Source organism: Mesoflavibacter sp. (genome assembly GCF_964226795.1).
In the GTDB taxonomy this organism is placed as follows: Bacteria; Bacteroidota; Bacteroidia; order Flavobacteriales; family Flavobacteriaceae; genus Mesoflavibacter; species Mesoflavibacter zeaxanthinifaciens.
Window position 1 is genome coordinate 52,868 of the sequence record NZ_CAXQQP010000003.1, and the last position, 24,770, is coordinate 77,637.

A 24,770-nucleotide genomic window follows, 5' to 3' on the forward strand; every position below is an offset into this window, starting at 1 on the left:
TTTTTATAGGTTTATTATGGAATATAAATTTTAACGAAATATAAATATTTCAATAAAAAATATATGTAGTTTTGTCATTTCAAAAACCAAGCCATACTTTTACAAAAATACATTTAAAAGCATTGCATACACAACGTCTTAACATACTTTTTGCCCTGAGTTTTACAATGTTTATTAACATTGTTTGCTTTGCACAAAAAGATTTGCCTAAGGAAGGAACAAAAATTCCGCCTGTAGAAAACACAGAAGAATTACCTGAAGAAGAAGTTAATGATAGTCTTACCATTGATGCAGAAAGCTTTTTGGCAAGTAATAAAGAAATAGACTCTACCAAAAATGATACAATTAAGCCTAAAGCTCAACTTTTATCAAGTACTGTAACTTATAAGGCTACAGATTATATGGCTTACAAGAAAAAAGAATCTAAAATGTATCTTTATAATGAAGCAGAAGTCTATTATGAAGATATGGAAATTAAAGCCGGTAGTATTATTTTAGATTTTGATAAAGATCTAGTATATGCTTACGGTATAAAGGATACATTAGGTAATTATACACAAAGACCAAGCTTTAAGCAAGGTCAAAACTTAATAGAGCCAGATTCTATTATATTTAACACAGTGACAAAAAAAGGGTTAATTTACAACTCACAAACAGAACAAAACGGAGGTACTTTAATCACAGAAACTACTAAAAAAATTAATGATTCTGTATATTATGTAAGAAATGCAAAATTTACTACTGCAGAAGATTTAGACGATCCGGAATATTATTTTTTAATCAGTAAAGGTAAAATTGTACCAAACTCAAAAGTAATTACAGGTCCAACACAAATGCATATTTATGATGTCCCTACTCCTGTTTGGATACCTTTTGCTTTTTTCCCGTTAACCAAAACACGTACATCTGGAGTAATATTTCCTAGTTTTGGAGAAGATGGTACACGTGGTTACTTTTTACAAAATGGTGGATATTATTTTGCGATTAGTGATTATGTAGATTTAGCTACTATCGGAGATTATTATACCAATGGTAGTTACGGATTAAGACTAGAAAGTAAATATGCCAAACGTTATAAGTTTAATGGTAACGTAGGATTTAGATATGAAAATTTAATTACTAGCGAGCGTGGCTTTCCTGATTATGCAAAAACTACTATTTATAACATACGTTGGTCTCATAATCAAGATAGTAAAGCCAATCCTAACTCACGTTTTTCTGCGTCTGTAAACCTTGGTAGTAGTAATTATTATCAACAGTCTGTAAATCAAGTAAACTTACCTAACACTCAAAACAACACACTAGCATCTTCTATCTCCTATTCTAAAACATTTCAAGGAGAGCCACAAGCAAATATTAGTTTAACAGCTACTCACTCTCAAAACACACAAACAGGACTTGTAAATATGACACTACCAACGTTTCAAGGTAGTATAAGTCGTATATTCCCTTTTGCACCAAAAACTGGAGTTAAAAAAGGAATTATTCAAAACATTAACTTACAGTATAATGTTAGAGCAGAAAATAGAATAAGCACAGAAGAAGAATTTTTCTTTAAAAGTGAAATGTTTGATGATGCGCAAGTTGGCGCAAGGCATTCTATACCAATTTCTACAAACTTTAAAGTGTTTGACTATTTTAGTGTAAGTGCTAATGCTAATTATGAAGAAGTATGGACATTAAATCCAATTAGAAAATATTATGATCCTGTGCTAGATGATATCGTTACAGAAGAATTAAACAAATTTGATTCTTTTAGAACCTATAATTTTAGCACAAGTGTTGGTACAACCATTTATGGTATGTTTGACTTTGACAAAAAAGGAGAAGGCAAAAGATTACAAAAAATAAGACACGTTATTAGACCATCTATTAGTTACAATATTAATCCAGCTTTTGATAATTATTATGATACCGTAGAAGTTATTGACGCAGATGGAACAACAAGGTCAGAATATACTCGTTTTGAAAACAGTCTTTTTGGTAGTCCAAACAATACCTTTTCTAGTTCTATAGGTATTGGTATAGCAAATAACTTTGAAGCAAAAGTAAGAGACAGAGACACCACAAAAGTAGAACCAAAAAAAATTACACTATTAAATAACCTTAATTTTTCTACATCATATAATGTTGCAGGAGACTCTTTAAATTGGAGTCCTGTAAGAGTTACCGGTGGTATGCAAATTTTAAATAATAAAATGAACATTAACTTTGGTGCTACATTAGACCCATATGCATTAGATGCAAACAACAGAAGAATAAACACTTTTAATATAGATAATGGTGGAAGTTTATTTAGAATGACCAGCGCTAACCTTACTTTAAACTACAGCTTAAGCAGTGATGGTATAAGCAATTCTACTAACGAAAGTCAAAACTCTATTAACGAAAGGTTACAAGGTGGTGGACGTGCAGATGACTTATTTGGTGTATCTGAAGATTTTGCAGATCAACAATTTAATAGAGATGGTGTCGATAAAGAAGAAGAGGAAGAAGAAGAATCCGAACTTTATAATTACAAAATACCATGGAGCTTAAGACTTGCCTATGCTGTTAACTACTCTAACGCAGCAAGACAAAATGAAATATCCTCACATTCATTAATGTTCTCTGGTGATATAGAAATTTCACCAAAATGGTCCATTGGTGGATCATCAAGTTATGATTTTAAAAACAAAGGATTTGGTTTAACTCAATTAAGATTTCAACGTGATTTATTAAGTTGGAGAATGAACTTTAGTTGGGTACCTTTTGGTACTTATAATCGTTGGAATTTTTTCATAGGAATAAAATCAAGCTTACTTAAAGATTTAAAATACGAACAACGTCGTAGACCAGACGAACAATTATAATATTAATTATGAAAAAAATCATAACAACAACAAAAGCACCAGCTCCGATAGGACCATATAACCAAGCGGTTTTAAACGGAAATACTTTATACACATCAGGTCAAATTGCTTTTAATCCTGAAACTAATGAGCTTGTTTTAGATGATATTAAAACAGAAACTAAACAAGTCATGGAAAATCTAAATGCAGTGTTAGAAGCTGCAGAAATGACTTTTGAAAATGTCATAAAAACTTCAATATTTATTAGTGATATGAATAACTTTTCTTTAATCAACGAAGTCTATGGAAGTTATTTTAATGAAGACACAGCTCCAGCAAGAGAAACCGTAGAAGTAGCAAACTTACCAAAATTTGTAAATGTAGAAATTAGTATGATTGCTTCAAAATAAGCTATAACTATAAACAATTGTTAATAAAACAGCCTTATCTTTTTAAAAAAAGATAAGGCTTCTTTTTTAATTACTTGTATTTTTGATAGTAACCCAAACATTACTATCAATGCGTATTGAATTAGATATTAAATTAGGTTTTAAAGATGTAATGATAAGACCTAAAAGATCTACATTAAAAAGTAGATCGCAAGTAGACTTAGAAAGAGAGTTTAAATTTTTACACAGTAACCATACCTGGAAAGGCATACCTATTATGGCAGCTAATATGGATACTGTTGGTACGTTTGAAATGGCTTCTGCCCTATCTAAACACAAACTATTTACTGCAATACATAAGCATTATTCTTTAGAGCAATGGAATCAATTTCTATCTACTTCAGGCAACGACATTAGTAATTATATAGCAGTAAGTACAGGAACAGGAAAAAATGACATTGAAAAGCTAAATTCAATTTTTAATGCTCATCCTGATTTAAAGTTTATTTGCATAGATGTTGCTAATGGCTATTCAGAGCATTTTGTTGATTTTGTAAAGAAAACAAGAGATAATTTTCCTGATAAGATTATTATGGCAGGAAATGTTGTAACCGGAGAAATGGTTGAAGAGCTATTAATATCAGGAGCAGATATAGTAAAAGTAGGTATTGGACCAGGTAGTGTTTGCACAACACGTGTTAAAACAGCTGTTGGTTACCCGCAATTATCTGCAATTATCGAATGTGCTGATGCAGCTCATGGGTTAGGTGGACAAATAATTAGTGATGGTGGTTGTACTATTCCTGGAGATTTATCTAAAGCTTTTGGAGCAGGTGCTGATTTTGTTATGCTTGGCGGTATGTTTGCTGGTCATACAGAAAGTGGCGGTACTACTATAGAAAAAGACGGAAAAAAGTATAAGCAATTTTACGGTATGAGCTCTGCAACAGCAATGAATAAACATGTTGGTGGCGTAGCAGATTATAGAGCTAGTGAAGGTAAAACTGTAGAAGTAGCTTTTAAAGGTGATGTAGAAAACACATTGCAAGATATTTTAGGAGGCATAAGAAGCACATGTACGTATGTTGGTGCTGCAAAACTAAAAGAGCTAACAAAAAGAACTACTTTTATTCGTGTTGCAGAACAAGAAAATCAAGTTTATAACTCATAAAAAAAAGCACTTTATTAATTTAAAGTGCTTTCATTAAAAGGTCTGCTGTAGCAGGATTTGTAGCTAATGGTACATCATGTACATCACATAATCGCATTAGCATTAAAACGTCTGGTTCGTGTGGATGTTTTTCTAAAGGATCTCTAAAAAACAATACCATATTACATTTTCCTTCTGCTACTCTTGCTGCAATTTGTGCATCTCCTCCTAAAGGTCCTGATAAAAGTCTAGTAACATCAAATCCTGCTTTTTTTACTTTTTTACCAGTTGTACCTGTAGAAATTAATGTTATACTTTTATTTAGTAATAAGTCTTTGTGCTGGTTTAAAAACTGAACCATTTCTGCTTTTTTACCATCGTGTGCTATAATTGCTATTTCCATAGGTCTTTGGTATTAAGATGCGTTTGTATGAAAACTTACTAAACCTTCAATAGGTCTTCTTTCAAAATTTCCTACTTTAAAGTTTAGCTCTTTAGCAACTTCTTTAATTTCTTCTTGACAGAAAAAAGCTATTGAACCTGCAAAATGTACAGGAACAGTTTTTAGCTCTTCTTCGTACTGCAAAATCATGTTTTTAGCAAAACGTCTTATACCTTTTTTTATTAATTCTTTTACGTAATCAGAATCTTTATTAAGTATCATAAACTCTGCAAAACTTGCTAAATACGCGTTAGGATTTGGCTGTTTGTATAAATTATATTTAATATAATCTGCATCTAAATTATACTTGTCTCCAAAAGCTACTTTTATTTCTTCTGGCATGTGGTTAAAGTAATAATCACGTATTAATTCTTTACCATAATAGTTACCAGAAGCATCATCCATTAATGTATAACCTAAAGATTTTACACGTTGGTGTAGTTTTTTTCCATCATAATAACTACAGTTTGATCCTGTACCCATTATACAGACTACTGCAGCTTCGGTTGGCTCGTTTACTGTTGCAAATACGGCAGCCATAGTATCTTCTTCTACTGAAATTTCTGCATTAGGAAAAAACTCATGAAGCACTAATTTTAGTACTAATTTTGGGTTTTCTGTACCACAACCAGCTCCATAAAAATAGATATTAGTTACTTCTTTTCTATGTTTTTTTAAAGCTTCACTTTTTTTAAGAACTTTTTTTATTTTCTTTTCTGAAAGAAGCGCAGGATTTAATCCTTTTGTACGGATTTTTTCTAACAACTGATTACCTTGGTTATCTACCGCTTTCCAGTCGCATTTTGTAGATCCGCTATCAACAATTAAAATCATAAAATTAGTTTTAACAAAAAAGCGTAGCACTTTTTTATAAATATACTACGCTTTTGTTTAATTGAATAATTATGGATTATAGTGAGTTTACTTTTAAAGCTAAATCTACTAATTTGTTTGAGTATCCAAATTCGTTGTCATACCAAGATATTAACTTGAAGAATCCAGAATTTAATTCGATTGACGCTTCTGAGTCAAATACACTTGTTCTTTCTTCGCTTACAAAGTCTTGAGAAACTACCATTTCGTCTGTGTAACCTAACACACCTTCCATTTCTCCTTCAGAAGCTTTCTTCATTGCTGCTTTAATTTCTTCTAAAGAAGTTTCTTTTTTTGTTTTTACAGTAAGATCTACTACAGAAACATCTACAGTAGGCACTCTAAATGCCATACCAGTTAATTTTCCGTCCAATTCTGGAATAACTTTACCTACAGCTTTTGCTGCTCCTGTTGATGTTGGTATAATGTTATTTAAAGCTGAACGACCTAATCTATAGTTTTTTCTTGATGGTGAATCTACCGTAAATTGAGTTGATGTTGCAGCGTGAATTGTTGTCATTAATGCTTCTTCTATACCAAAGTTTTCTTCTATCACTTTAGCGATTGGTGCTAAACAGTTAGTTGTACAAGATGCATTTGACACAATATTGTCTGATGCTTGTAATTTGTTGTCATTTACACCCATTACAAACATTGGTGCGTCTTTACTTGGTGCTGAAATTACTACTTTTTTAGCTCCTGCTTGAATGTGGTAATCTGCTGTTTCTAACGTTGTAAATATACCTGTACACTCTGCAACTACATCTACTCCTGCTTCATCCCATTTTAAGTTTTTTGGGTCTCTTTCTGCAGTTACACGTATTGTTTTTCCTTCTACTATTAGGTTACCGTCTTTTACTTCTATTTTTCCATCGTAACGTCCGTGTACAGAATCGTATTCTAATAAGTATGCTAAATGCTCTACGTCTAATAAATCATTTATTGCTACTACTTCTACATTATCTCTTTTTAAAGTTGCTCTAAAAACGATTCTTCCAATACGACCAAAACCGTTAATTCCTAATTTTAATGTTGACATATTTCTATTAATTATTTTATTGTTAGTTATTATTTATGTTGTCATTATATCTGATACACGAATTAACTCGTGATCAATCTCTGACTTTCCTTTTACTGCTTGTTCTAATGGTGTTAAAACTATTTCGTCTTTAAGTAATCCTACCATGTAATTAGATTTACCTTCCAAAAGACTTTCAACTGCTTTTACACCCATTCTACTAGCTAAAACACGATCAAAGCATGATGGTGATCCGCCACGTTGCATGTGACCTAAAACTGATACTCTTACTTCGTATTCTTCCATGTTTTCTTCAACATAGTCTTTAAGCTCGAATACGTTTTTACCTGTTTTATCTCCTTCAGCAACAATCACTATACTAGAAGATTTACCTGATTGTTTACTTCTTCTTAAAGATTCTAAAAGTCTATCTAAACCTAAGTCTTCTTCTGGTATTAAAATTTCTTCAGCTCCTGCTCCTACACCAACGTTTAAGGCTATATGACCTGCATCTCTTCCCATTACTTCTACAAAAAATAGACGATTATGAGAACTAGCTGTATCTCTAATTTTATCTACACAATCTACTACAGTATTAAGTGCTGTATCATAACCTAAAGTGTGTGATGTACCATAAATATCATTATCTATTGTACCTGGTATACCCATTACAGGAAAACCAAATTCCTCGTTAAAGATTAATGCTCCTGTAAAACTTCCATCACCACCAATTACAACTAATGCATCTACGTTTTCGGCAACTAAAGCGTCATAGGCTTTTTTACGACCTTCTTTAGTTCTAAACTCATCAGATCTAGCAGATTTTAAAAATGTACCTCCTTTATTGATAATATCTTTTACACTTCTTGCTGTTAAGGGTTTAAAATCGCCTTCAATCATACCCTCGTAACCTCTATATATTCCTACACATTCTATTTTGTAAAAAGCGCAGGTTCTAACCACAGAACGAATAGCTGCATTCATACCAGGAGAATCTCCTCCAGAGGTAAAAACAGCTACTTTTTTTATAGTATTTGACATAAAATTAATTTGTTAGTATTGTAAAGCTACTAAACAAATTTTATTATTGACATGAGTTTTACTAAAATTTTGCGAAGTGCCGCAAACTATATCGTTTTCGTTAATAACTATTTAATTTTGAAGACGTTTTGCTACGGATATTTATGTTTAAAAAGTGAAAAATTAGTCTTTTTTGAAAGTATTATCAGACTTAAAAACCGATTCTGGTTCGGTTGCATTTTCGTTTGGATCTTGATTAAGATTTTGTTCTTCTTTTTCTTTTTTTGGATTGAAAATTTTACGCAGTAATTCTCCAAAAGTATCAAAGTCTACATTGTATGCAATTCCTACACCTTGAGTGTAACCTATTTCTTCTCCAAAGTTACGAATGCTGTTTTCTCTATTAAATACTTTTGCTATTAAAGTTCCTTCTTCATTTAATAAAAAGTCAACTTGAACATCTCCTGCGATAACAGAATCTCCTAATCCACCAACTGGCACACCAACTTTACCGTTAATAAGAACACGGTCTGATATTTTGGTTTGTAAAGTTACACCTACTCTATTATCTGTTTGAAAATCTGGTCTTGTTTGTCCTGCTTCAAAATTTAATCCAACATTAAATTTACCGTCTCCTGTAGATAATAAGTTGTTAACTAATCCATTTAAACGCTCGGTTAATGTTCCTGTAAAATTAAGGTTTTCTAATCCACGACTAAAGGATCCTGTAGCTAAAAGAAAAAGTGCTTGATTTTCTCTATCTTCTCTTGAGTCTAATCTATAATTTAACTCTGATTTTATTGTTGAGCTTGTATTAGGAAAATCAAAAGCATAATTTATTGTTGGTCGTTCTAGTTGATCTGTTAACTCTAAGGTTAAATCTACAGGAATACTTCTGTTAATACCACTATCTAATAATGGTGATGGATTAGCACGTGTACTATATTTTGCTTTTATATCTATTAAGGCGTCTAACGGTGGACCATTCCATGCAAGTGTACTTACATAAGGTTCTACAACAAATTGTTTTTGTACAACACCGCTGTATAGAAAATTGTAAACACCTTCATAAATTACAAAGTCACCGTACATATCAAACTTATTATTAGTGTTTATTTCTATCAATAAACCACCAACACCACGACCTTTTATTGTACTTCCTGAAGTTTTATCTATTAAAATTTCAATTTCGGCATCTTGTGTAACATCTAATTCAAAATTTAAGTCTAAACCTTCATCTACTTCAAAATCTATTTCTTTACCTTCTTCTTTTGCTTGTTTTTCTTCTGGTGTTAAAAAATGAATGATAGAATTATCTCCAAAAGACTCGTTATCATTTAGAGGTATTTTAAATACGGTTCCTTCTTTGGTTTCGGCAATTACATTTATACTTAATGCTTCTGTTGCACCAATAATTTCTGCACTACCACCTATAAATGCAGTACCATAATACATAGATTCTTCTGTATATTTGGTATCTAACACTAAGAGTTTTTGTGTGTTTATGCCTAAGTTTAATTTCCATTTAGAAAAATTATTGTGGCTTATACTACCACTAAAACTTCCTTTTGTATTGTGTTTAGTGTCTGTAATATTTGTTTTTTGAAAGTTGAAACTTTGGTCTTTCAAAATGATTTTTGTGTTATCCTGAAATTTATAATCAACCATCAAATAAGGCACACCTAATCCGCCATTATTAATTAATAATTCTCCATTAAAATTTGGTTGGTTAAGATTACCTACTACTTGAGTGTTTCCTGTAACCTTACCTCTTATATTACTTAGTATTCCATCTAAAAATGGATTTAATGGTTTTAAACTAAAATCTCTAAATGCTATATCTAAATCTATAGAAGGTTCTTGTCCTGATACTATTATATTACCATTGGCTTCAAAAGAGTTTGTTACATCATCCTTTATTTTTGCATTTACCGTATAGTTTGATAAGTCTGAGTTTCCTTCAATTTTTGCATCAAAAGAACCTAGATATGTTTTGTTAAGTTCTAAATTATCTATGGTGATGTTAGAACTTGGTAAATAACTACCGTTTTCTTGTAATACATTAAGTTTTCCATTAATCGTACCTGCAAGACTTAAACTATCAATCTCTGGAATAATTTTATTTAAATCTACATCTTTAAAATTAAGGTTTAAGTCTTTGTAGGTAGAGTCTTTTAAAACACCTGCTAACTTAATTTCTTCATTTTGATGGTTAAGTAAAATGTCTTCAATTTTAAAATCTTTAAAATCTCTGTCAAAAATTATTTTATTAAAGTTGTTACGGTCTTCATTAATATGCCAATTATTACCTTTAAAGGTGACATCGCTCTTTTTAAAACCTACAACTGAATTGTTGTCTTGATCTATTGTATGATAAAAACTTAAATCGTAAAGATCATCATTTCGTTTACCTCCTTTAAATTCGCTACGCATATAAAGCGTATCATTTAAGGTTACATTAATTAAGTTGAATTTTGAAATATTGTAGACGTTTGTATTTATACTATCAATTTCTACGTAAGTATTAAATAATGGATTGTTGTTATCTACTTGTATCTCTATCTCGTTAGCAAAATATTCTAATAGCTTTATTTTTGGTGATTTAAAGGTTAGCTCAAACTCTTTTTCGTTACTTTCTACTCTTCCCTTTATAAATGTATTTGGTGCTAACTCTACCTCTGGTAAGAATACTTCTACTATTTTATTATAAATTTTAAAATTGAAATCTATATATTGATTACCTTCTATCTTATTAGGCTTGTAATTTGTGTATATACTTTTTAAAGAGTTTTCAAAAAGCAACTCTAAATCATTAAATTTAAAGTTTCCGCTTAAGCTACCTTCAATAATTTCGGGAGAGTTTATATCTATTATATGTTCGTTATCAATAAACTGAGAGTTAATTTCGAAATCCTTAAAATTATATGTATCATTTTCATTTTTGTAGGTAGTGTTTTTAAATTGAATGTATCCTACTGCATCATCAATAGTGTTTGCATTCATTTTCATTTCTACAATTCCTGAAAATTCAGACTGTTCGTCTCTATTATAAAAATTTAAAGTTTTTAGGTTGGCATAATCTACATTAGCAATAAAGTCAAAAGTATTTACTTTTTGAGATAAATCTGCTAATCCGTTAAATTCTAATTTTAAATTTTGATCGTTAACAACAAGCTTACCATTAAATTTGCTCTGCTTATAAACACCATTAACAGCAATGTTTTGGTAATTATAAGCATTGTAGTTTATACTATAAACATCACCTTTTAATTGTGTAGATAAGTTTTCTTTTTTAAACCCAACACCATCTACTTCTACATTTAGAGATGTTGTTGTTAATTTAGGATCGTCTAATAATTTGCCTATATTAAATTGATCTAAAATAATGGTTCCTCTATAAGAAGCGTTATCAATATTATTAACATTATACATCTTTAAATCTGAGTCTACATACCCTAAATCTGTGATAATCTCTAAATCTGCAATTATATTATCTGGCGTTACATGGCTTGTCCCTTTTGCTGTAAAATTACCTAGCTTATCAAAAATTGAAGGTATGGCTTCGCCTAAAACATTAGGTAACAACGCTTTTAAATCTCTATAATTTGAAGACAGATTAGTAAAGCTTCCATCCATTTCAAAATTATTAGCTTCACTATTAAAAAGGTTTTTAAAATTTATATCACCATAAATTTTAGTGTTACTACTTGTGTTTAACCTTAAATTTGTAGTGTTTAAATTATTTAAAGTCCCTGAAAGTTTAGTACTAAAGTTAACTCTTTGATTAGTACCAAATTCATTATAAAATTTATTTAAATCATCAAGTAATATGCTAGCTTCTGTAAAATTTGCATCTACATTTACTTTATCTTCAAAATCTTTAAAATCTTCTCTATTATAATTAAAATTTAAATTCCCCTCTACATAAGATGCTTTGGTTTTAATACTTAAATCATCAAAACGCATTTGTGTTAAAGTATAAGAGAAGTTTGTTGATAAATTTTGAAGTGCTAAACCACGATTATCTACAAATTGCATGGTATTAATACGTGCACTTACATCACTTCCATCAATTAAAAAGTTTGTTGCATTTATGTTTAAATTATCAAACTGAAGTATTTTTGGTGTCTCTTTATTCTCATCAATCATTCTAAACACACCATTATTTATGGTAATATCACTAGAAGACATTAAAAAAGAACTTTTAGATGTTTTAGGTTGGTCATCATCAAATCTTGCTACAAAAACATCTAGATTAGTATCCGTTTCATCTTTGTAGGTTTTAATATTAAACACCAAATCATCTAAACTTATATCGCCAAAATTTAATGTGCCATCATAAAGATTCTTAAAATTAATAATAGAAGTTTTAATCTCTGATGCACTAATTAAAGTATCTAGTTTGTAATCTTTTATTAAAACACCTTTTATCTGTACATCTCCATTAAAAGCAAGACCAACTTTATCTATATTAATATTAGTCTTAAAATCTTGATTTAATCTATCTGTAGCATATTTACCTATCTTTGTTTGTAAAGCAGGTATTGATAACACAAGCATTAAAATAATAAATAGCAATACAATTATTGCTATTATCTTACCAAATATTTTAAGTGCTTTTTTGATATTGAATTAAAATTATAATTTTAAAAGAAACCTTACATTTGCATATACGTTAACAAATGTAATCTAGTTGTTAATTAACACCTCAAAATTAACAATTATTATGCCTAAAAAAAGCTAATGAACTCACAAAATATTTATATCCTTGGTATTGAGAGCTCTTGCGACGATACTGCTGCTGCTGTAATCCATAACGGAAAAATTTTAAGCAACATTATTGCTAATCAAAAAATACATGAAGAATATGGCGGCGTTGTGCCAGAATTAGCCAGTCGTGCTCACCAACAAAATATTGTTCCTGTTGTTGACCAAGCGTTAAAAAAAGCTGGAATTACCAAAGATCAATTAAGTGCAGTAGCTTTTACAAAAGGTCCAGGACTTATGGGAAGCTTGTTAGTTGGTACATCATTTGCAAAATCTTTGGCGTATGGATTAAACATACCCTTAATAGACGTAAACCATATGCAAGCGCATATTTTAGCGCATTTTATAGATGAAGAAGGTTTTGATAAACCACCTTTTCCGTTCTTAGCAATGACTATTTCTGGTGGACATACTCAAATTGTAAAAGTGAATAATCACTTTGATATGGAAGTTATTGGCGAAACTATTGACGATGCTGTTGGCGAAGCGTTTGATAAAAGCGGAAAATTATTAGGTTTAGGTTATCCTGCAGGACCAGAAATTGACAAACGTGCTAAATTAGGTAATCCAAAAGCTTTTAAATTTAGTAAACCAAAAGTAGACGGACTTAATTTTAGTTTTTCCGGTTTAAAAACGGCTATTCTTTATTTTATTCAACGTGAAGTAAAAAATAACCCAAATTTTATAGAAGAAAATCTAAACGATATTTGCGCTAGCATACAATACACCATTATTGGTATTCTAACCGATAAATTAAAAAAAGCAAGCAAAGAAACAGGCATTAAACACATAGCAATTGGTGGTGGCGTTTCTGCAAATTCTGGAATACGACAAGCCTTAAAAGATGGCGAATCTAAACACGGTTGGACAACATATGTGCCTAAATTTGAATTTACCACAGACAATGCAGCTATGATTGCTATTGTTGGCTATTTAAAATATTTAGATAAAGATTTTACTACACAAAATGTAATGGCTAATGCAAGACTAAAAATCTAATTTTGTTAATAACGTTTTAAAAAAGCCTATCTACAACATCTTTTTTTTGTTTTTTTGTTCTATCAAAACTAAAATTCTAAAAATTTAATTAATGAAATATCTACTTACAGTAACACTAGCTTTAATCACTTTTACAGCAACTGCTCAAAAAAAACTGATTAAAAGTTTAGATACTATTACCAACACAGAACAAGCAGAAAAATTTTTAGAAACCAAAAAATCTAGAAAAAATAAGATCCTTATTTTTAATGAAGAAAAGCACCAATCCAAACTAGCTAACGCACTTTTAAGCACATCTGTTGGTAGCACAAAAGTGGTTAAAGGTGAATTTGATACGACAGTTTACAAAGTCATAGAAAAAGATAACCAACGTCATTACAGACTAAGTTACGTGTATTTAGATGGCAATAAATTAGAAGCAGAAACCATTGTAAAATATAAAAACGAAATCCTTCAATCTTACGAAGATGGTGTTAGGTTTGATGATTTAGCAAAAAAATATTCGATGGATAAAAATGCGTTACGTGGTGGCGATTCTGGTTGGTTAAAAGAAGGTAATCTTCCTATCGAAGTAGAAACCGAAGCGTTTAATCTAGAACACAAAGTAGGACAAATTTACACGGTTAGAATACCAGAGCCACAAGCTTATTTTGTAATTTTAAAAACGCACAGAATTAAAAAAATTAAAGAAATTAAAGTTTTAAAAGTTACCGATAAAGATTAATGCAGTTATTCTATAATTCAGATATTTCAGAACAAAACAATACGTTTACTTTTCCTAAAGACGAAAGCAGACACATTGTAAAAGTTTTACGTAAAAAAGTTGGTGATACGCTTTATATCACTAACGGAAAAGGATTTCTGTTTACTGCAAAAATCACTATTGCAGATCAAAAAAACTGCGTGGTAAGTATCGAAAATTCCGAATTTAAAAAACCAACAGATTACAAACTTCATTTAGCTGTTGCACCAACAAAAATGAATGACCGCTACGAATGGTTTTTAGAAAAAGCTACCGAAATTGGTATCACTAGCATCACACCTATTTTTTGCGATCATTCCGAAAGAAAAAATGTAAAATTAGATCGTTTTGAAAAAATTTTACAATCAGCTATGAAACAATCGCTTCATTTATATCTGCCAACTTTAAATCAACCTATATCGTTTAAAGACTATATAAATCAAGACTTTTTTGGAGATTTATTTATCGCGCATTGCGAAGAAACAGATAAAAAATCACTAAAAAACGAAATTAAACCCAACACAGAAATCACAATTTTAATTGGTCCAGAAGGCGATTTTTCTGTTAATGAAATTGAAACAGCAATAAAAAATAAATTTATTCCTGTAACTTTGGGTAATACGCGTTTACGTACAGAAACTGCTGCTATTGTTGCCTGTCACAGCGTTGCTTTTATAAACGAATAATTATGAAGTTTAAACTTATCTTATGTTTTTGTCTGTGGTCTATCTTTGGGTTTTCTCAAGATTTAGCAGTCTTAAAGTATAAAGGTGGCGGCGATTGGTATAGTAATCCAACAGCTTTACCAAACTTAATCAAGTTTTGTAACGAAAACATTGGTACAGCGATGAACACAAAACCAGAAGTTGTTGAAGCTGGCAGTATTGATATTTTTCAATATCCAATGCTTCACATGACTGGTCATGGAAACGTTATTTTTGATGATGCTGAAGCTGAAAATATCAGAAACTATCTTGTTTCTGGCGGATTTCTTCACATTGATGATAATTACGGTATGCAGCCTTACGTTGTAGAAGCTTTAAAAAAAGTATTTCCAAATCAAGAGTTGGCAGAATTACCTAATACGCACGAGATTTTTAGCACAGCATTTCAATTTAAAGATGGTTTACCAAAAATACACGAACACGATGGTAAAAGACCACAAGCTTTTGGATTGTATCATGAAGACAGATTAGTGGTTTTATTTACTTTTGAAAGTGATTTAGGCGATGGTTGGGAAGATCAAGAAGTACACAACGATCCTGAAGACGTGCGTTTAAAAGCTTTAAAAATGGGCGCAAACATTGTAAAATATGCGTTTGAACATTAAAAGATGGATGATTTAATAACAGCTTTTATTGACTTGTTTTAAAAAGTATGAAAAACGCAACCGAAAACATGAAGAAGATTTTTTTGATTTTAATCATCAAATTTTCTATTATATCTATTTTCGTAATAAATGTAACCAAAGCTATCATATTGACTTCAATGTTTTGGGAAGTTAATATTGAAAGCGGATTTAAATTAGAAAGCTTAGTAAAAATTATAAAAAGAACTTCATATTATATCCCATCACTCATTTTGATTATTCCTCTTGTTGGAGTTTTTTTAAACAAAAAAATTGGCTGGATTTTAATTCAATCTTATTTCTATTTTCTGATTACTAATCTGACATTTAGAATGAAATATTTTGATTTTAATGATAAAACTAAAATTTTATTGAATTTTGTCGGATTCTTATTAATAATGTTTATTATCATTCTTATGAATAAAAATAAAATTAGTGATCAAGTTTACGGAATAAGAAAAGTAGAATTAATTAAAAAGAATATTATAGCTTCTGTTATTGGAATAATGATAACAATAACTTTAGCTTTAAGTAAAATTTAAATACTTAAAAAGCAACTATCAATTTATATTTCATATTAAAATAAATCTAAATTCCATTTGCAACTCAACCATTACAATACCAACTTTAAACAACAAACTTTTCCTATTACCATTGTTTGTCAAAATGTAACTAACGCGCCTAATATTGGTAGTTTGTTTAGGACTTCAGATGCATTTGGTGTAAAAGAATTAGTGTTTACAGGAACCGAAATTCCGTTAGGCAGAAAAATGACCAAAACGTCTAGAGCTACCGAAAAAGTTGTGAATTATCAGGTTGTAGAAGATGCTTTCGGCTTTATTTCGAATTTAAAAAAGGAAGGTCATCAAATTATTTCATTAGAAATTACAGATAATAGCCAAGCATTACATAAATTTAATTTCAACTTAAATACGCCAATTGTATTAGTGATTGGTGATGAAAATTTTGGAGTTTCAGATAATATTTTAAGCATTAGTGACGCTATTATTCACATAGATATGTTTGGACAAAATAGCAGCATGAATGTGGTACAAGCTACTAGTATTGCACTTTACCAAATAACTAAACAACTAAACCACAAATAGTTTATCTTTACGTTATGACATCAAAAACTATCTCTAACGGAATCCTTCGTGCTGTAGCTATAATTATAGGTGTAGTACTTTTAGGTTGGTTTATTTATAAAGTACAAAGCGTTATTGTTTACCTTGCTATTGCTGGTGTTGTAGCTTTATTAGGTAGACCTATTGTTGTGTTTTTAAAAAGCAAATTAAAATTTAACGACACACTTGCTGTTGTTTTTACAATTACTCTCTTTTTGATCTTCATTTTTGGTATTATAAGTCTATTTATTCCTTTAATTATAGAGCAAGGCAATAACCTATCTTTATTAGATATTGATGAGCTGCAAAACAATATAGAAAATTTATATGTGGAAGCAATTAGTCATTTTGGATTAAATTCTTCGGATGTAGAATCTTCTTTAAAAGATTCAAAATTTATGTCTAATCTAAATTTTGGATTTATTCCAGACTTTTTAAATTCGGTTATTTCTGGTTTTGGTAGCTTTAGTATGGGATTATTTTCTGTGTTATTTATTTCGTTTTTCTTCCTTAAAGACAGTAAATTAATGAGCAATGGATTAATTACAATATTACCTAAAAAACACGAAAAAAAACTTAGAAAATCGTTTGTTACGATTAGAGATTTACTAACTAGATATTTTGGCGGGTTGTTATTACAGCTACTTATATTATTTACAATATACTCTATCGTATTGTTCATTTTTGGTATAGAAAACGCTATAATTATAGCTACACTTTGTGCTTTACTTAATGTTATTCCTTATTTAGGTCCTGTAATTAGTGCTGCTTTATTAATATTATTAAGCATGTCTAGTAATTTAGGCGAAAGCTTTAGCGATGTAATTTTACCAAAAACCATTTATGTTATGATTGGTTTTATTATCGCACAATTAGTAGATAACTTTTTTAGTCAACCTTTTATTTTCTCTAAAAGCGTAAAATCTCATCCTTTAGAAATCTTTTTAGTAATCATTATTGCTGGACTAATTTCTGGTATTGTTGGGTTAATTATAGCTATTCCAGTTTATACTGCAATAAAAGTTATTGCTAAAGAATTTTTAAGTGAATATCGCGTAGTAAACAAACTTACAGAAGGTTTAAATGATTAATTTCAATAAAGAAATATTAACTATTGAAATTCAAGAGTTTATAAGCAATAATATTAATTCAAATATCTCTGAATTAATATTGAAAGGTCTACCCTTTCCTTCTGAAATTTCTTCAGAAATTATTAATCAAATTGAAGCCAAAAACCGTTGTAAAAACAAGCTGAACACTTGGTTTGAAACTGATAATATTTACTATCCAAACAAGCTTAATATTGAGCAAACATCTTCTGAAATTACCGCCAAACACAAAGCCTCTTTAATCAAAGGAAAAAGCCTAATTGATGTAACTGGCGGATTTGGTGTAGACTGTTTTTACTTTGCCAAACAATTTTATACAGTAACCCATTGTGAGTTAAATACTGATTTATCTAAAATTGTAACTCATAACAATCTCGTCTTTAAAATTGAAAATATAGATTGTGTTGCTACAAATGGAATAGATTACATCATAAATAACGATACTATATACGACTGGATTTACATTGATCCTTCACGTCGTAACGATGCAAAAGGTAAAGTATTTATGCTGTCCGACTGTTTACCTAATGTTCCGCAACATTTAGATAATCTATTTGAAAAATCTAATAACATCATGATTAAAACATCACCGTTATTAGACATTTCTTTGGGTATAAAAGAACTTAATTTTGTAAAAGAAATTCATTGTATTGCGGTTAATAATGAGGTCAAAGAACTGTTATGGATTTTAGACAAAGGTTTTGACCAATCGGTTAAAATTATAACTACAAATATTAAAAAGGATAAAAAATATAATTTCGAGTTTTTCTTAGATGAAGAAGCTAATACACAAGTTAATTACAGTAAGCCACTAACCTATTTATACGAGCCAAATTCGGCAGTATTAAAATCTGGAGCGTTTAATAGCGTTGCAGAACAATTAAGTGTGTTTAAACTGCACAAACATTCGCATTTATACACAAGTGAGCAATTAATAGATTTCCCTGGAAGACGTTTTAAAATTGAAACAATTTCGCCTTACAACAAGAAAAAGTTTAAACAGCAATTTAAACTAGATAAAGCTAATTTTACGACTAGAAACTTCCCTGAAACTGTTGCACAATTAAGACAAAAACTTAAAGTTAAAGATGGCGGAACTGACTATTTGTTTTTTACTACAGATGAAGACAACAACAAAATAGTGATTCACTGCACAAAAGCTTAAATTTTAAAAATCGCATCTTCTGTAAACACAATGTTAGTGCATTTTTTGTCCGTTTTATTTGTATTTAAGCCTGTAAACTTACTAAAAGCTGGCAATACAATATGATTATCAAACACTTGATAACATGGTAATTTTATAAACTGTTTGCCTTTTCCTTTCAGCACATATCCTGGATGAATATGTCCTGAAATATAAAATGCATCGTCTTCACATTCATTTAAATCATGAACAAAAGTAAATGGACCTAATTTTAAATTTGGTTTAAACATTTCGATATTAAAGTCTTCGAATAATGTAGCTGAAAGTCTGTCGTGATTACCAATAATTAACTGCAATTTCAAGTTATCAAATTGCAACAACCAATCTTTAAAATAGTCTATATCTGTATTAAATTCTGCGTGAAATAAATCACCAACAATTATTAGTTTTTCTGCTTTAAAATGATCTATTAAAGCCTTTAAACGCTGTAAATCTTCAATTAAAACAGATTGACTAATTGGTATACCATTTTTTCTAAATGTAGCCGATTTGCCAATATGCAAATCACTTAAAACTAATGCGTTTTGTGTTTCCCAAAATAGCGCACGTTGGTTGGTAAACACTAAGTTTTGATTGGCAAATTTTAAACTAATCGTCGCTAATTGTTTCATGCTTCAAATTTAAGCATCTGTTTTTTAATGCGCTCGATACGTTTTTGCAAATCTTCGTTTGTCATCGTGCCTCTAAATCCATCTACTTTTAATGGAAAACTCAATGGTGTAAACGATTTTGAATACTTGATAATAATCTCACTGTTTTTAATCCTATTAAAAGCTTCACGTAATCTCACTTCTTCTAATTCTTGATTAAAAACTTCGGTATAAGCTTGTCTGATTAATAAGTTAGAAGGCTCATTTTCTTCTAAAACCCTAAAAATCAAACCGGAAGACGATTGCAAACTTTTATTAGTTTTGCGTTGTCCTGGTTGCGATTGCACAACCAAACCAGCAATAACTGCTATATCTCTAAATTTTCGGCTAGCCATTTCACTAGCATTTATACTTGCCACAACATCTTCCATTAGATTTTTAACTGATAATATTTGATGAATTTTAGCCTCATCCAAAGGTAATTCTTGATCACTTAATAATTCAAAACCATAGTCATTACAAGCTATGCTAAAGGTTAACGGTTTAAATTTACTAATGCGATATGCCATTAGTGCAGCAAAAATCTCGTTAACCAATCTGCCTTCAAACGGATACATAAAAAGATGAAATCCGTCTTTTGTAGTGATTAATTCGACTAAAAACTGATTGGCTTTAGGTATTTGAGATGCTTTATTTTGACGTTGCAATAACGGTCTTAAAAACTTTAGTTCTTTTTCGGATGTTTTAGCGTGTAAGGCATCGCTTAACTTCAACCTTAAAAAGTGCGTCAAATACGATGTTAATGGCAACGAGCCACCTTTCCAACTTGGTGTAATGGCTTTTTTAGACTTACTTAAAGTTACCAAAGCTGTCATATCTTTAATTTGCTTTAGTTGCAATACACGACCAGCCAAAATAAATGCGTCGCCTTTTTTTAATTTTGAGATAAAAAACTCTTCTATCATACCAATATAACCGCCAGAAAAGAATTTAACCATTAGCATCGCGTCACTAACAATTGTACCAATATTCATGCGATGTAACATGGCTATTCGTCTACTTTTTACCTTAAATAAACCATCTGTATCTAAAATGACTTTATGAAATTCTTCATATGAGGATAAGGTATTACCGCCTTTTGTTATAAAGTGAATTGCCCAATTAAAATCGTCTTCTGTTAAATACCAAAAAGCATGTGTCTGTTGTAAAAGTTGAAAAACTTCGTCCTTTTTAAATCCTTCACCAACAGCTAAAGTGACTAAAAATTGTACCAAAACATCGTACGCCAAAACAATTGGAGATCTCGTTTCGATTTGTTGTTGTTTTACTGCTTCTTTAACAGCAGCAACTTCAATTAATTGTAAAGAATGCGTTGGAACAAAATATATTTTTGAAGTCTCGAAAGGCGAATGACCGCTACGACCAGCACGTTGTAAAAAACGTGCTATACCTTTAACTGAGCCTATTTGGATGACACAATCTACAGGCTTAAAATCGACACCAAGATCTAAAGAACTTGTACAAATTACCGCTTTTAAAATACCTGAAGCAATGGCGTCTTCAATAAAATTACGTTGTTTTTTATCTATAGATCCATGATGAATAGCGATTAAACCAGCTAAATCTGGCGCTTCTTCAAGAATGATTTGATACCATAATTCACTTTGATTTCTTGTATTAGTGAATATTAACGTCGTAGTATTTTCATAAATTATCGGTATAATTTTAGAACTCATTGTTCGACCTAAATGTCCTGCCCAAGGAAGTGTTTCGACTTGGTCTGGTAAGACTGAAATTATGTCGATTTTCTTCTTTAATTTCGCTTTAATTTGAATGGTTTTTAAATCTTTATAAGGCATTAAAACCTGCTGAGCTTCATCTAAATTACCAATAGTTGCAGTAATTCCCCAAACTTGAAGTTTTGGCGATAACTGTTTTAATCTTGCTATAGCTAATTCAGTTAAAACACCACGTTTATTACCTAATAACTCGTGCCACTCATCTACCGCAATACAATTAAGATGTTTAAACCAACGTGAATTTTTCTTTTGTGAGAACATTAAATGCAACGTTTCAGGCGTAGTAATCAATACATCGGGCATTAAACGTTCTTGCTTGCGTTTTATGTTTGTTGGCGTATCACCATTTCTAACTTCTATTTGCCAGTCTAAACCAATATCTTCAACTGCATTTGTCATTGCTTTGGCTAAATCTTTAGCTAATGATCTAAGTGGACTAACCCAAATTAATTTTAGTCCTTTTTTATAGGCTTCTGGATGATTTAAATAATCGATAACAACCGCTAAAAACACCGAAAACGTTTTACCAAAACCAGTCGGAGCTACAACTAAACCAGAATGTTTAGTGTAATATTTAGACCAAGTTGTATACTGAAAATCAAATGGTTGCCAATCGTTTTGATGCATCCAATTCTCAATAATTTTATAACCAGTAGAATTTTTAAACTTAGACATCTAACGGATTTGTAATGAGTTGTTTAACAGTTTCTATAGTATCAATTTCTGAAACTGGTTTATCTTTTCGCCAGCGTTTTATTCTTGGAAAACGTAGTGCTACTCCACTTTTATGACGCTTACTAAAAGCAATACCTTCAAAAGCAATCTCAAAAACTAATTCTGGTTTTACTGTTCTTACAGGACCAAATTTTTCGATAGCATTTTTATTAACCCACCTAGAAATTTCGGTAATTTCATCGTTTGTCAAGCCAGAATAGGCTTTAGCAACTGTAACTAAACCGTCTTCTGTTTTTACCGCAAACGTATAATCTGTGTATTTGCTACTTCGTCTACCGCTACCTTTTTGTGCGTAAATCATCACAGCATCAATGGTTAAAGGCTCTACTTTCCACTTCCACCAATCGCCTTTTTTACGACCAACGTGATATTCAGATTGTTTTTGTTTCAGCATTAATCCTTCGCTATTATGCAATCTGGCTTCATTTCTTATCGCATCTAATTCTTCCCATTTATTAAATTGAATCACTTCTGAAAGTTTAAAATTTGGTTTTGATAATTGATTATCGCTAAAGAGTTGCTCAAGTGTATTTCGTCTAAACTGAAGGCTTTTTGCTCTTAAATCTTCATCATTAATTTCTAAAATATCGTAAGCAAAAAAACCAATTGGTACGTCTTGTAATAGTTTTTTTGAGATGGTTTTCCTATTTAATCGCTTCTGTAAATCGTTAAATAATAACACAGATTGATCTTTAACAGCTAGGATTTCGCCATCTAAAACAAAATCTTCTTTTATGGTTGAAACAATTTCAACTAGCTCCGGAAATTGTTTTGTGACCAACTCTTCGCCTCTTGACCAAATGTAAATTTCGTTATTTCGTTTTACAATTTGACCTCTAATGCCGTCCCATTTATATTCGACTTGCCAGTCTGAAACTGAGCCTAATTCGTCAAGATTTTTCTCCAAACTATACGCTAAACAAAACGGATAAGGTTTTGAATTATCGTAATTGATATGCGAACCGTTTATTAAGTCTTCAAACGAAATAGAATTGATGTCCCATTGCCCAATAATACTATGCATCAATTGATTAGCATCGATATTAGTTAGTTTAGAAAGTGCATTTACTAAAGTTTTTTTAGAAACGCCAATTCTAAAACTTCCACCAATTAACTTATTAAAAATAAAGCGTTGTTGCGTATCTAAATGTCGCCAAGCATTCAACACGTAGGCTTTTTTTTCATCATCAGATTTAGTTGAAAGTTGCTTAAGCTCGTCCATATAAATATGTAACGGTTTATCAATTGTATTAGAAGGTTCTGGTAATAATAAGGATAAGGTTTCTACTAAATCTCCAACAGTGCTGTAAGATTCTAAAAACAACCATTCTGGCAAACCTGTTTCTTCAATACACCATTGTTTTAATAAAGATGTTTTTACAGGTCTTTTAGGTCTTTTTCCTGTAAATAAAGCAATTAACCAGAGTTTATCTTTATCTAAAGCAGTTTCAAAAAAATTGACTAATGCATCTAATTTAGCATTAGTTTTATTGGTAATTTCTAATGAATTTATGAGTTGCGAAAACTGTTTCATTAGCTAGTAGTTGTTAATTGTTGGTCTTTGGCGTCTTCGTTGTCTTCTGTACCATATTCTGTAACGACTTCTTGACTTTCTATACCAATTTCATTTAAATACTTTGAAAATACAGCTTGCGAACCATGAGTGACGTAAACTTTCTCTGCTTCGGTAGCTTTAACAGCAGAAAGTAGTCCATTCCAATCTGCATGATCACTAACTGCAAAGCCAGCATCAACGCCTTTCCAACGTCTATTTCCTCTTATTTGCATCCAACCAGAGCAAATTGCAGTTGCTGCATTAGGAATCTTTTTAAGTAGTTTAGAACCCAATAAAGCTGGAGGAAGAATTACGATTTTGTTATGAATGTCTTTTTTATTGAAATCTGAAGGGATAAGTTTTGATTTTGGTAAAACAATTCCAGATTTAGAAATAGCTTGATTTAGATTGTTAATTGCTGAATGTACATAAACCTCATCAATTCCATCTACTAAAGACATAATTCTTTGTGCTTTACCTAAAGAGTAACCAAAAAAGACACTAGTTTTATTTTGTTTTTGATTATTTACAATCCATTGCTGTAGTTGAGATTGTAATTCGGCTTCTGTTTTCCAACTGTAAATTGGCAAACCAAAAGTGCTTTCTGTAATAAACTCGTGACACTTAACAGGCTCAAATGGTGTCGTTATAAAATCTGGATTAGTTTTGTAATCTCCAGAAAACACAACAACTTTTCCTTTATATTCAAGTTTTATTTGAACAGAACCGATAATATGTCCAGCAGGATAAAATGAAACTTTTACACCATTTATAGTTTTTATTTGGTTGAAATTTAAAGTTTCTATTGAAATGTCTTTTCCTAAACGATGAAGCAGTATGTTTTTTGAGTTCTGATGACACAGATAATGCTTATTTCCCAATCTTGAATGATCTGCATGACCGTGAGAAATTATAGCATAATCTACAGGGTACCATGGGTCTAAATAGAATTTTCCTGGTATGCAGTAAATACCTTTTTTAGTGAATTTTATGAATTTCAAGCGTTTTTAACTACAAAATACAACCAAAATCATAAAATTATAGTAGACTTAACTAATTTTTAACCAGAAACAAA

The 24,770-nt window shown here is 30.7% G+C and carries 20 protein-coding genes; 11 read left to right on the forward strand and 9 right to left on the reverse strand.

Annotated elements, in window-relative coordinates:
* The first annotated feature begins 71 nt into the window (after positions 1-71).
* From ACEQT4_RS01315 to ACEQT4_RS01325, 3 genes are all read left to right on the forward strand, one after another.
* On the forward strand, positions 72-2,852 hold the full coding sequence (locus ACEQT4_RS01315) for a putative LPS assembly protein LptD (protein WP_370225643.1): 2,781 nt from the start codon (positions 72-74) through the stop codon (positions 2,850-2,852).
* 8 nt (positions 2,853-2,860) lie between these two features.
* A complete protein-coding gene (locus ACEQT4_RS01320) occupies positions 2,861-3,241 on the forward strand; it encodes a Rid family detoxifying hydrolase (RefSeq protein ID WP_370225644.1) in 381 nt (126 codons plus the stop codon).
* A 109-nt stretch (positions 3,242-3,350) separates the two neighbouring features.
* The gene (locus ACEQT4_RS01325) at positions 3,351-4,391 is read left to right on the forward strand and encodes a GMP reductase (RefSeq protein ID WP_027879052.1); all 1,041 of its coding nucleotides are present in this window, start codon (positions 3,351-3,353) and stop codon (positions 4,389-4,391) included.
* A 19-nt stretch (positions 4,392-4,410) separates the two neighbouring features.
* On the opposite strand, the gene ACEQT4_RS01330 is transcribed toward ACEQT4_RS01325, so the two are convergent.
* From ACEQT4_RS01330 to ACEQT4_RS01350, 5 genes are all read right to left on the reverse strand, one after another.
* Positions 4,411-4,773, reverse strand: a complete 363-nt coding sequence (locus ACEQT4_RS01330; RefSeq protein ID WP_370225646.1) for a methylglyoxal synthase — start codon at positions 4,771-4,773, stop codon at positions 4,411-4,413.
* Positions 4,774-4,785: 12 nt separating this feature from the next.
* Entirely contained in the window at positions 4,786-5,646 is an 861-nt protein-coding gene (locus tag ACEQT4_RS01335) for an N-acetylglucosamine kinase (protein WP_027879054.1), read from the reverse strand.
* Between the two features lie 76 nt (positions 5,647-5,722).
* Positions 5,723-6,724: a type I glyceraldehyde-3-phosphate dehydrogenase gene (gene gap, locus ACEQT4_RS01340; protein WP_027879055.1), complete on the reverse strand. Its 1,002-nt coding sequence runs from the start codon at positions 6,722-6,724 to the stop codon at positions 5,723-5,725.
* A 33-nt stretch (positions 6,725-6,757) separates the two neighbouring features.
* Complete coding sequence (pfkA, locus tag ACEQT4_RS01345) at positions 6,758-7,744, reverse strand: 6-phosphofructokinase (RefSeq protein ID WP_027879056.1); 987 nt, start codon at positions 7,742-7,744, stop codon at positions 6,758-6,760.
* Positions 7,745-7,906: 162 nt separating this feature from the next.
* Entirely contained in the window at positions 7,907-12,283 is a 4,377-nt protein-coding gene (locus tag ACEQT4_RS01350; protein WP_370225647.1) for a translocation/assembly module TamB domain-containing protein, read from the reverse strand.
* Between the two features lie 183 nt (positions 12,284-12,466).
* Here ACEQT4_RS01350 and tsaD point away from each other — a divergent pair, with 183 nt between their 5' ends.
* The 8 genes from tsaD (at position 12,467) to ACEQT4_RS01390 (ending at position 18,977) form a co-directional block, all read left to right on the forward strand.
* Positions 12,467-13,489 carry a tRNA (adenosine(37)-N6)-threonylcarbamoyltransferase complex transferase subunit TsaD gene (gene tsaD, locus ACEQT4_RS01355; RefSeq protein ID WP_370225648.1) on the forward strand — a complete coding sequence of 341 codons (1,023 nt, stop codon included), beginning with the start codon at positions 12,467-12,469 and terminating at the stop codon, positions 13,487-13,489.
* Positions 13,490-13,580: 91 nt separating this feature from the next.
* On the forward strand, positions 13,581-14,213 hold the full coding sequence (locus ACEQT4_RS01360) for a peptidylprolyl isomerase (protein ID WP_370225649.1): 633 nt from the start codon (positions 13,581-13,583) through the stop codon (positions 14,211-14,213).
* Complete coding sequence (locus ACEQT4_RS01365) at positions 14,213-14,917, forward strand: 16S rRNA (uracil(1498)-N(3))-methyltransferase (RefSeq protein WP_370225650.1); 705 nt, start codon at positions 14,213-14,215, stop codon at positions 14,915-14,917. The genes ACEQT4_RS01360 and ACEQT4_RS01365 overlap by 1 nt, the downstream gene beginning before the upstream one ends.
* Positions 14,918-14,919: 2 nt before the next feature.
* Entirely contained in the window at positions 14,920-15,561 is a 642-nt protein-coding gene (locus tag ACEQT4_RS01370) for a DUF4159 domain-containing protein (RefSeq protein WP_370225652.1), read from the forward strand.
* Between the two features lie 47 nt (positions 15,562-15,608).
* Positions 15,609-16,121, forward strand: coding sequence for a hypothetical protein (locus ACEQT4_RS01375; protein WP_370225653.1), 513 nt, complete (start codon positions 15,609-15,611; stop codon positions 16,119-16,121).
* Positions 16,122-16,178: 57 nt separating this feature from the next.
* Positions 16,179-16,685, forward strand: coding sequence for a TrmH family RNA methyltransferase (locus tag ACEQT4_RS01380; protein ID WP_223076683.1), 507 nt, complete (start codon positions 16,179-16,181; stop codon positions 16,683-16,685).
* 14 nt (positions 16,686-16,699) lie between these two features.
* Complete coding sequence (locus ACEQT4_RS01385) at positions 16,700-17,794, forward strand: AI-2E family transporter (protein WP_370225654.1); 1,095 nt, start codon at positions 16,700-16,702, stop codon at positions 17,792-17,794.
* Positions 17,787-18,977 (forward strand): class I SAM-dependent methyltransferase, encoded by a 1,191-nt coding sequence (locus ACEQT4_RS01390; RefSeq protein WP_370225655.1) that lies wholly within the window; start codon positions 17,787-17,789, stop codon positions 18,975-18,977. Before ACEQT4_RS01385 ends, ACEQT4_RS01390 begins: the two co-directional genes overlap by 8 nt.
* Here the strand turns inward: ACEQT4_RS01390 and pdeM are convergent.
* The 4 genes from pdeM to ACEQT4_RS01410 are packed head-to-tail and all read right to left on the reverse strand — an operon-like array spanning position 18,974 to position 24,696.
* Positions 18,974-19,627, reverse strand: a complete 654-nt coding sequence (gene pdeM / locus ACEQT4_RS01395) for a ligase-associated DNA damage response endonuclease PdeM (RefSeq protein WP_370225657.1) — start codon at positions 19,625-19,627, stop codon at positions 18,974-18,976. The two genes, ACEQT4_RS01390 and pdeM, sit on opposite strands and share 4 nt — an antisense overlap.
* Complete coding sequence (locus tag ACEQT4_RS01400; protein ID WP_370225658.1) at positions 19,624-22,080, reverse strand: ligase-associated DNA damage response DEXH box helicase; 2,457 nt, start codon at positions 22,078-22,080, stop codon at positions 19,624-19,626. Before ACEQT4_RS01400 ends, pdeM begins: the two co-directional genes overlap by 4 nt.
* On the reverse strand, positions 22,073-23,674 hold the full coding sequence (locus ACEQT4_RS01405; protein ID WP_370225659.1) for an ATP-dependent DNA ligase: 1,602 nt from the start codon (positions 23,672-23,674) through the stop codon (positions 22,073-22,075). Before ACEQT4_RS01405 ends, ACEQT4_RS01400 begins: the two co-directional genes overlap by 8 nt.
* The gene (locus ACEQT4_RS01410; protein ID WP_370225660.1) at positions 23,674-24,696 is read right to left on the reverse strand and encodes a ligase-associated DNA damage response exonuclease; all 1,023 of its coding nucleotides are present in this window, start codon (positions 24,694-24,696) and stop codon (positions 23,674-23,676) included. Before ACEQT4_RS01410 ends, ACEQT4_RS01405 begins: the two co-directional genes overlap by 1 nt.
* Between the last annotated feature and the right edge of the window lie 74 nt (positions 24,697-24,770).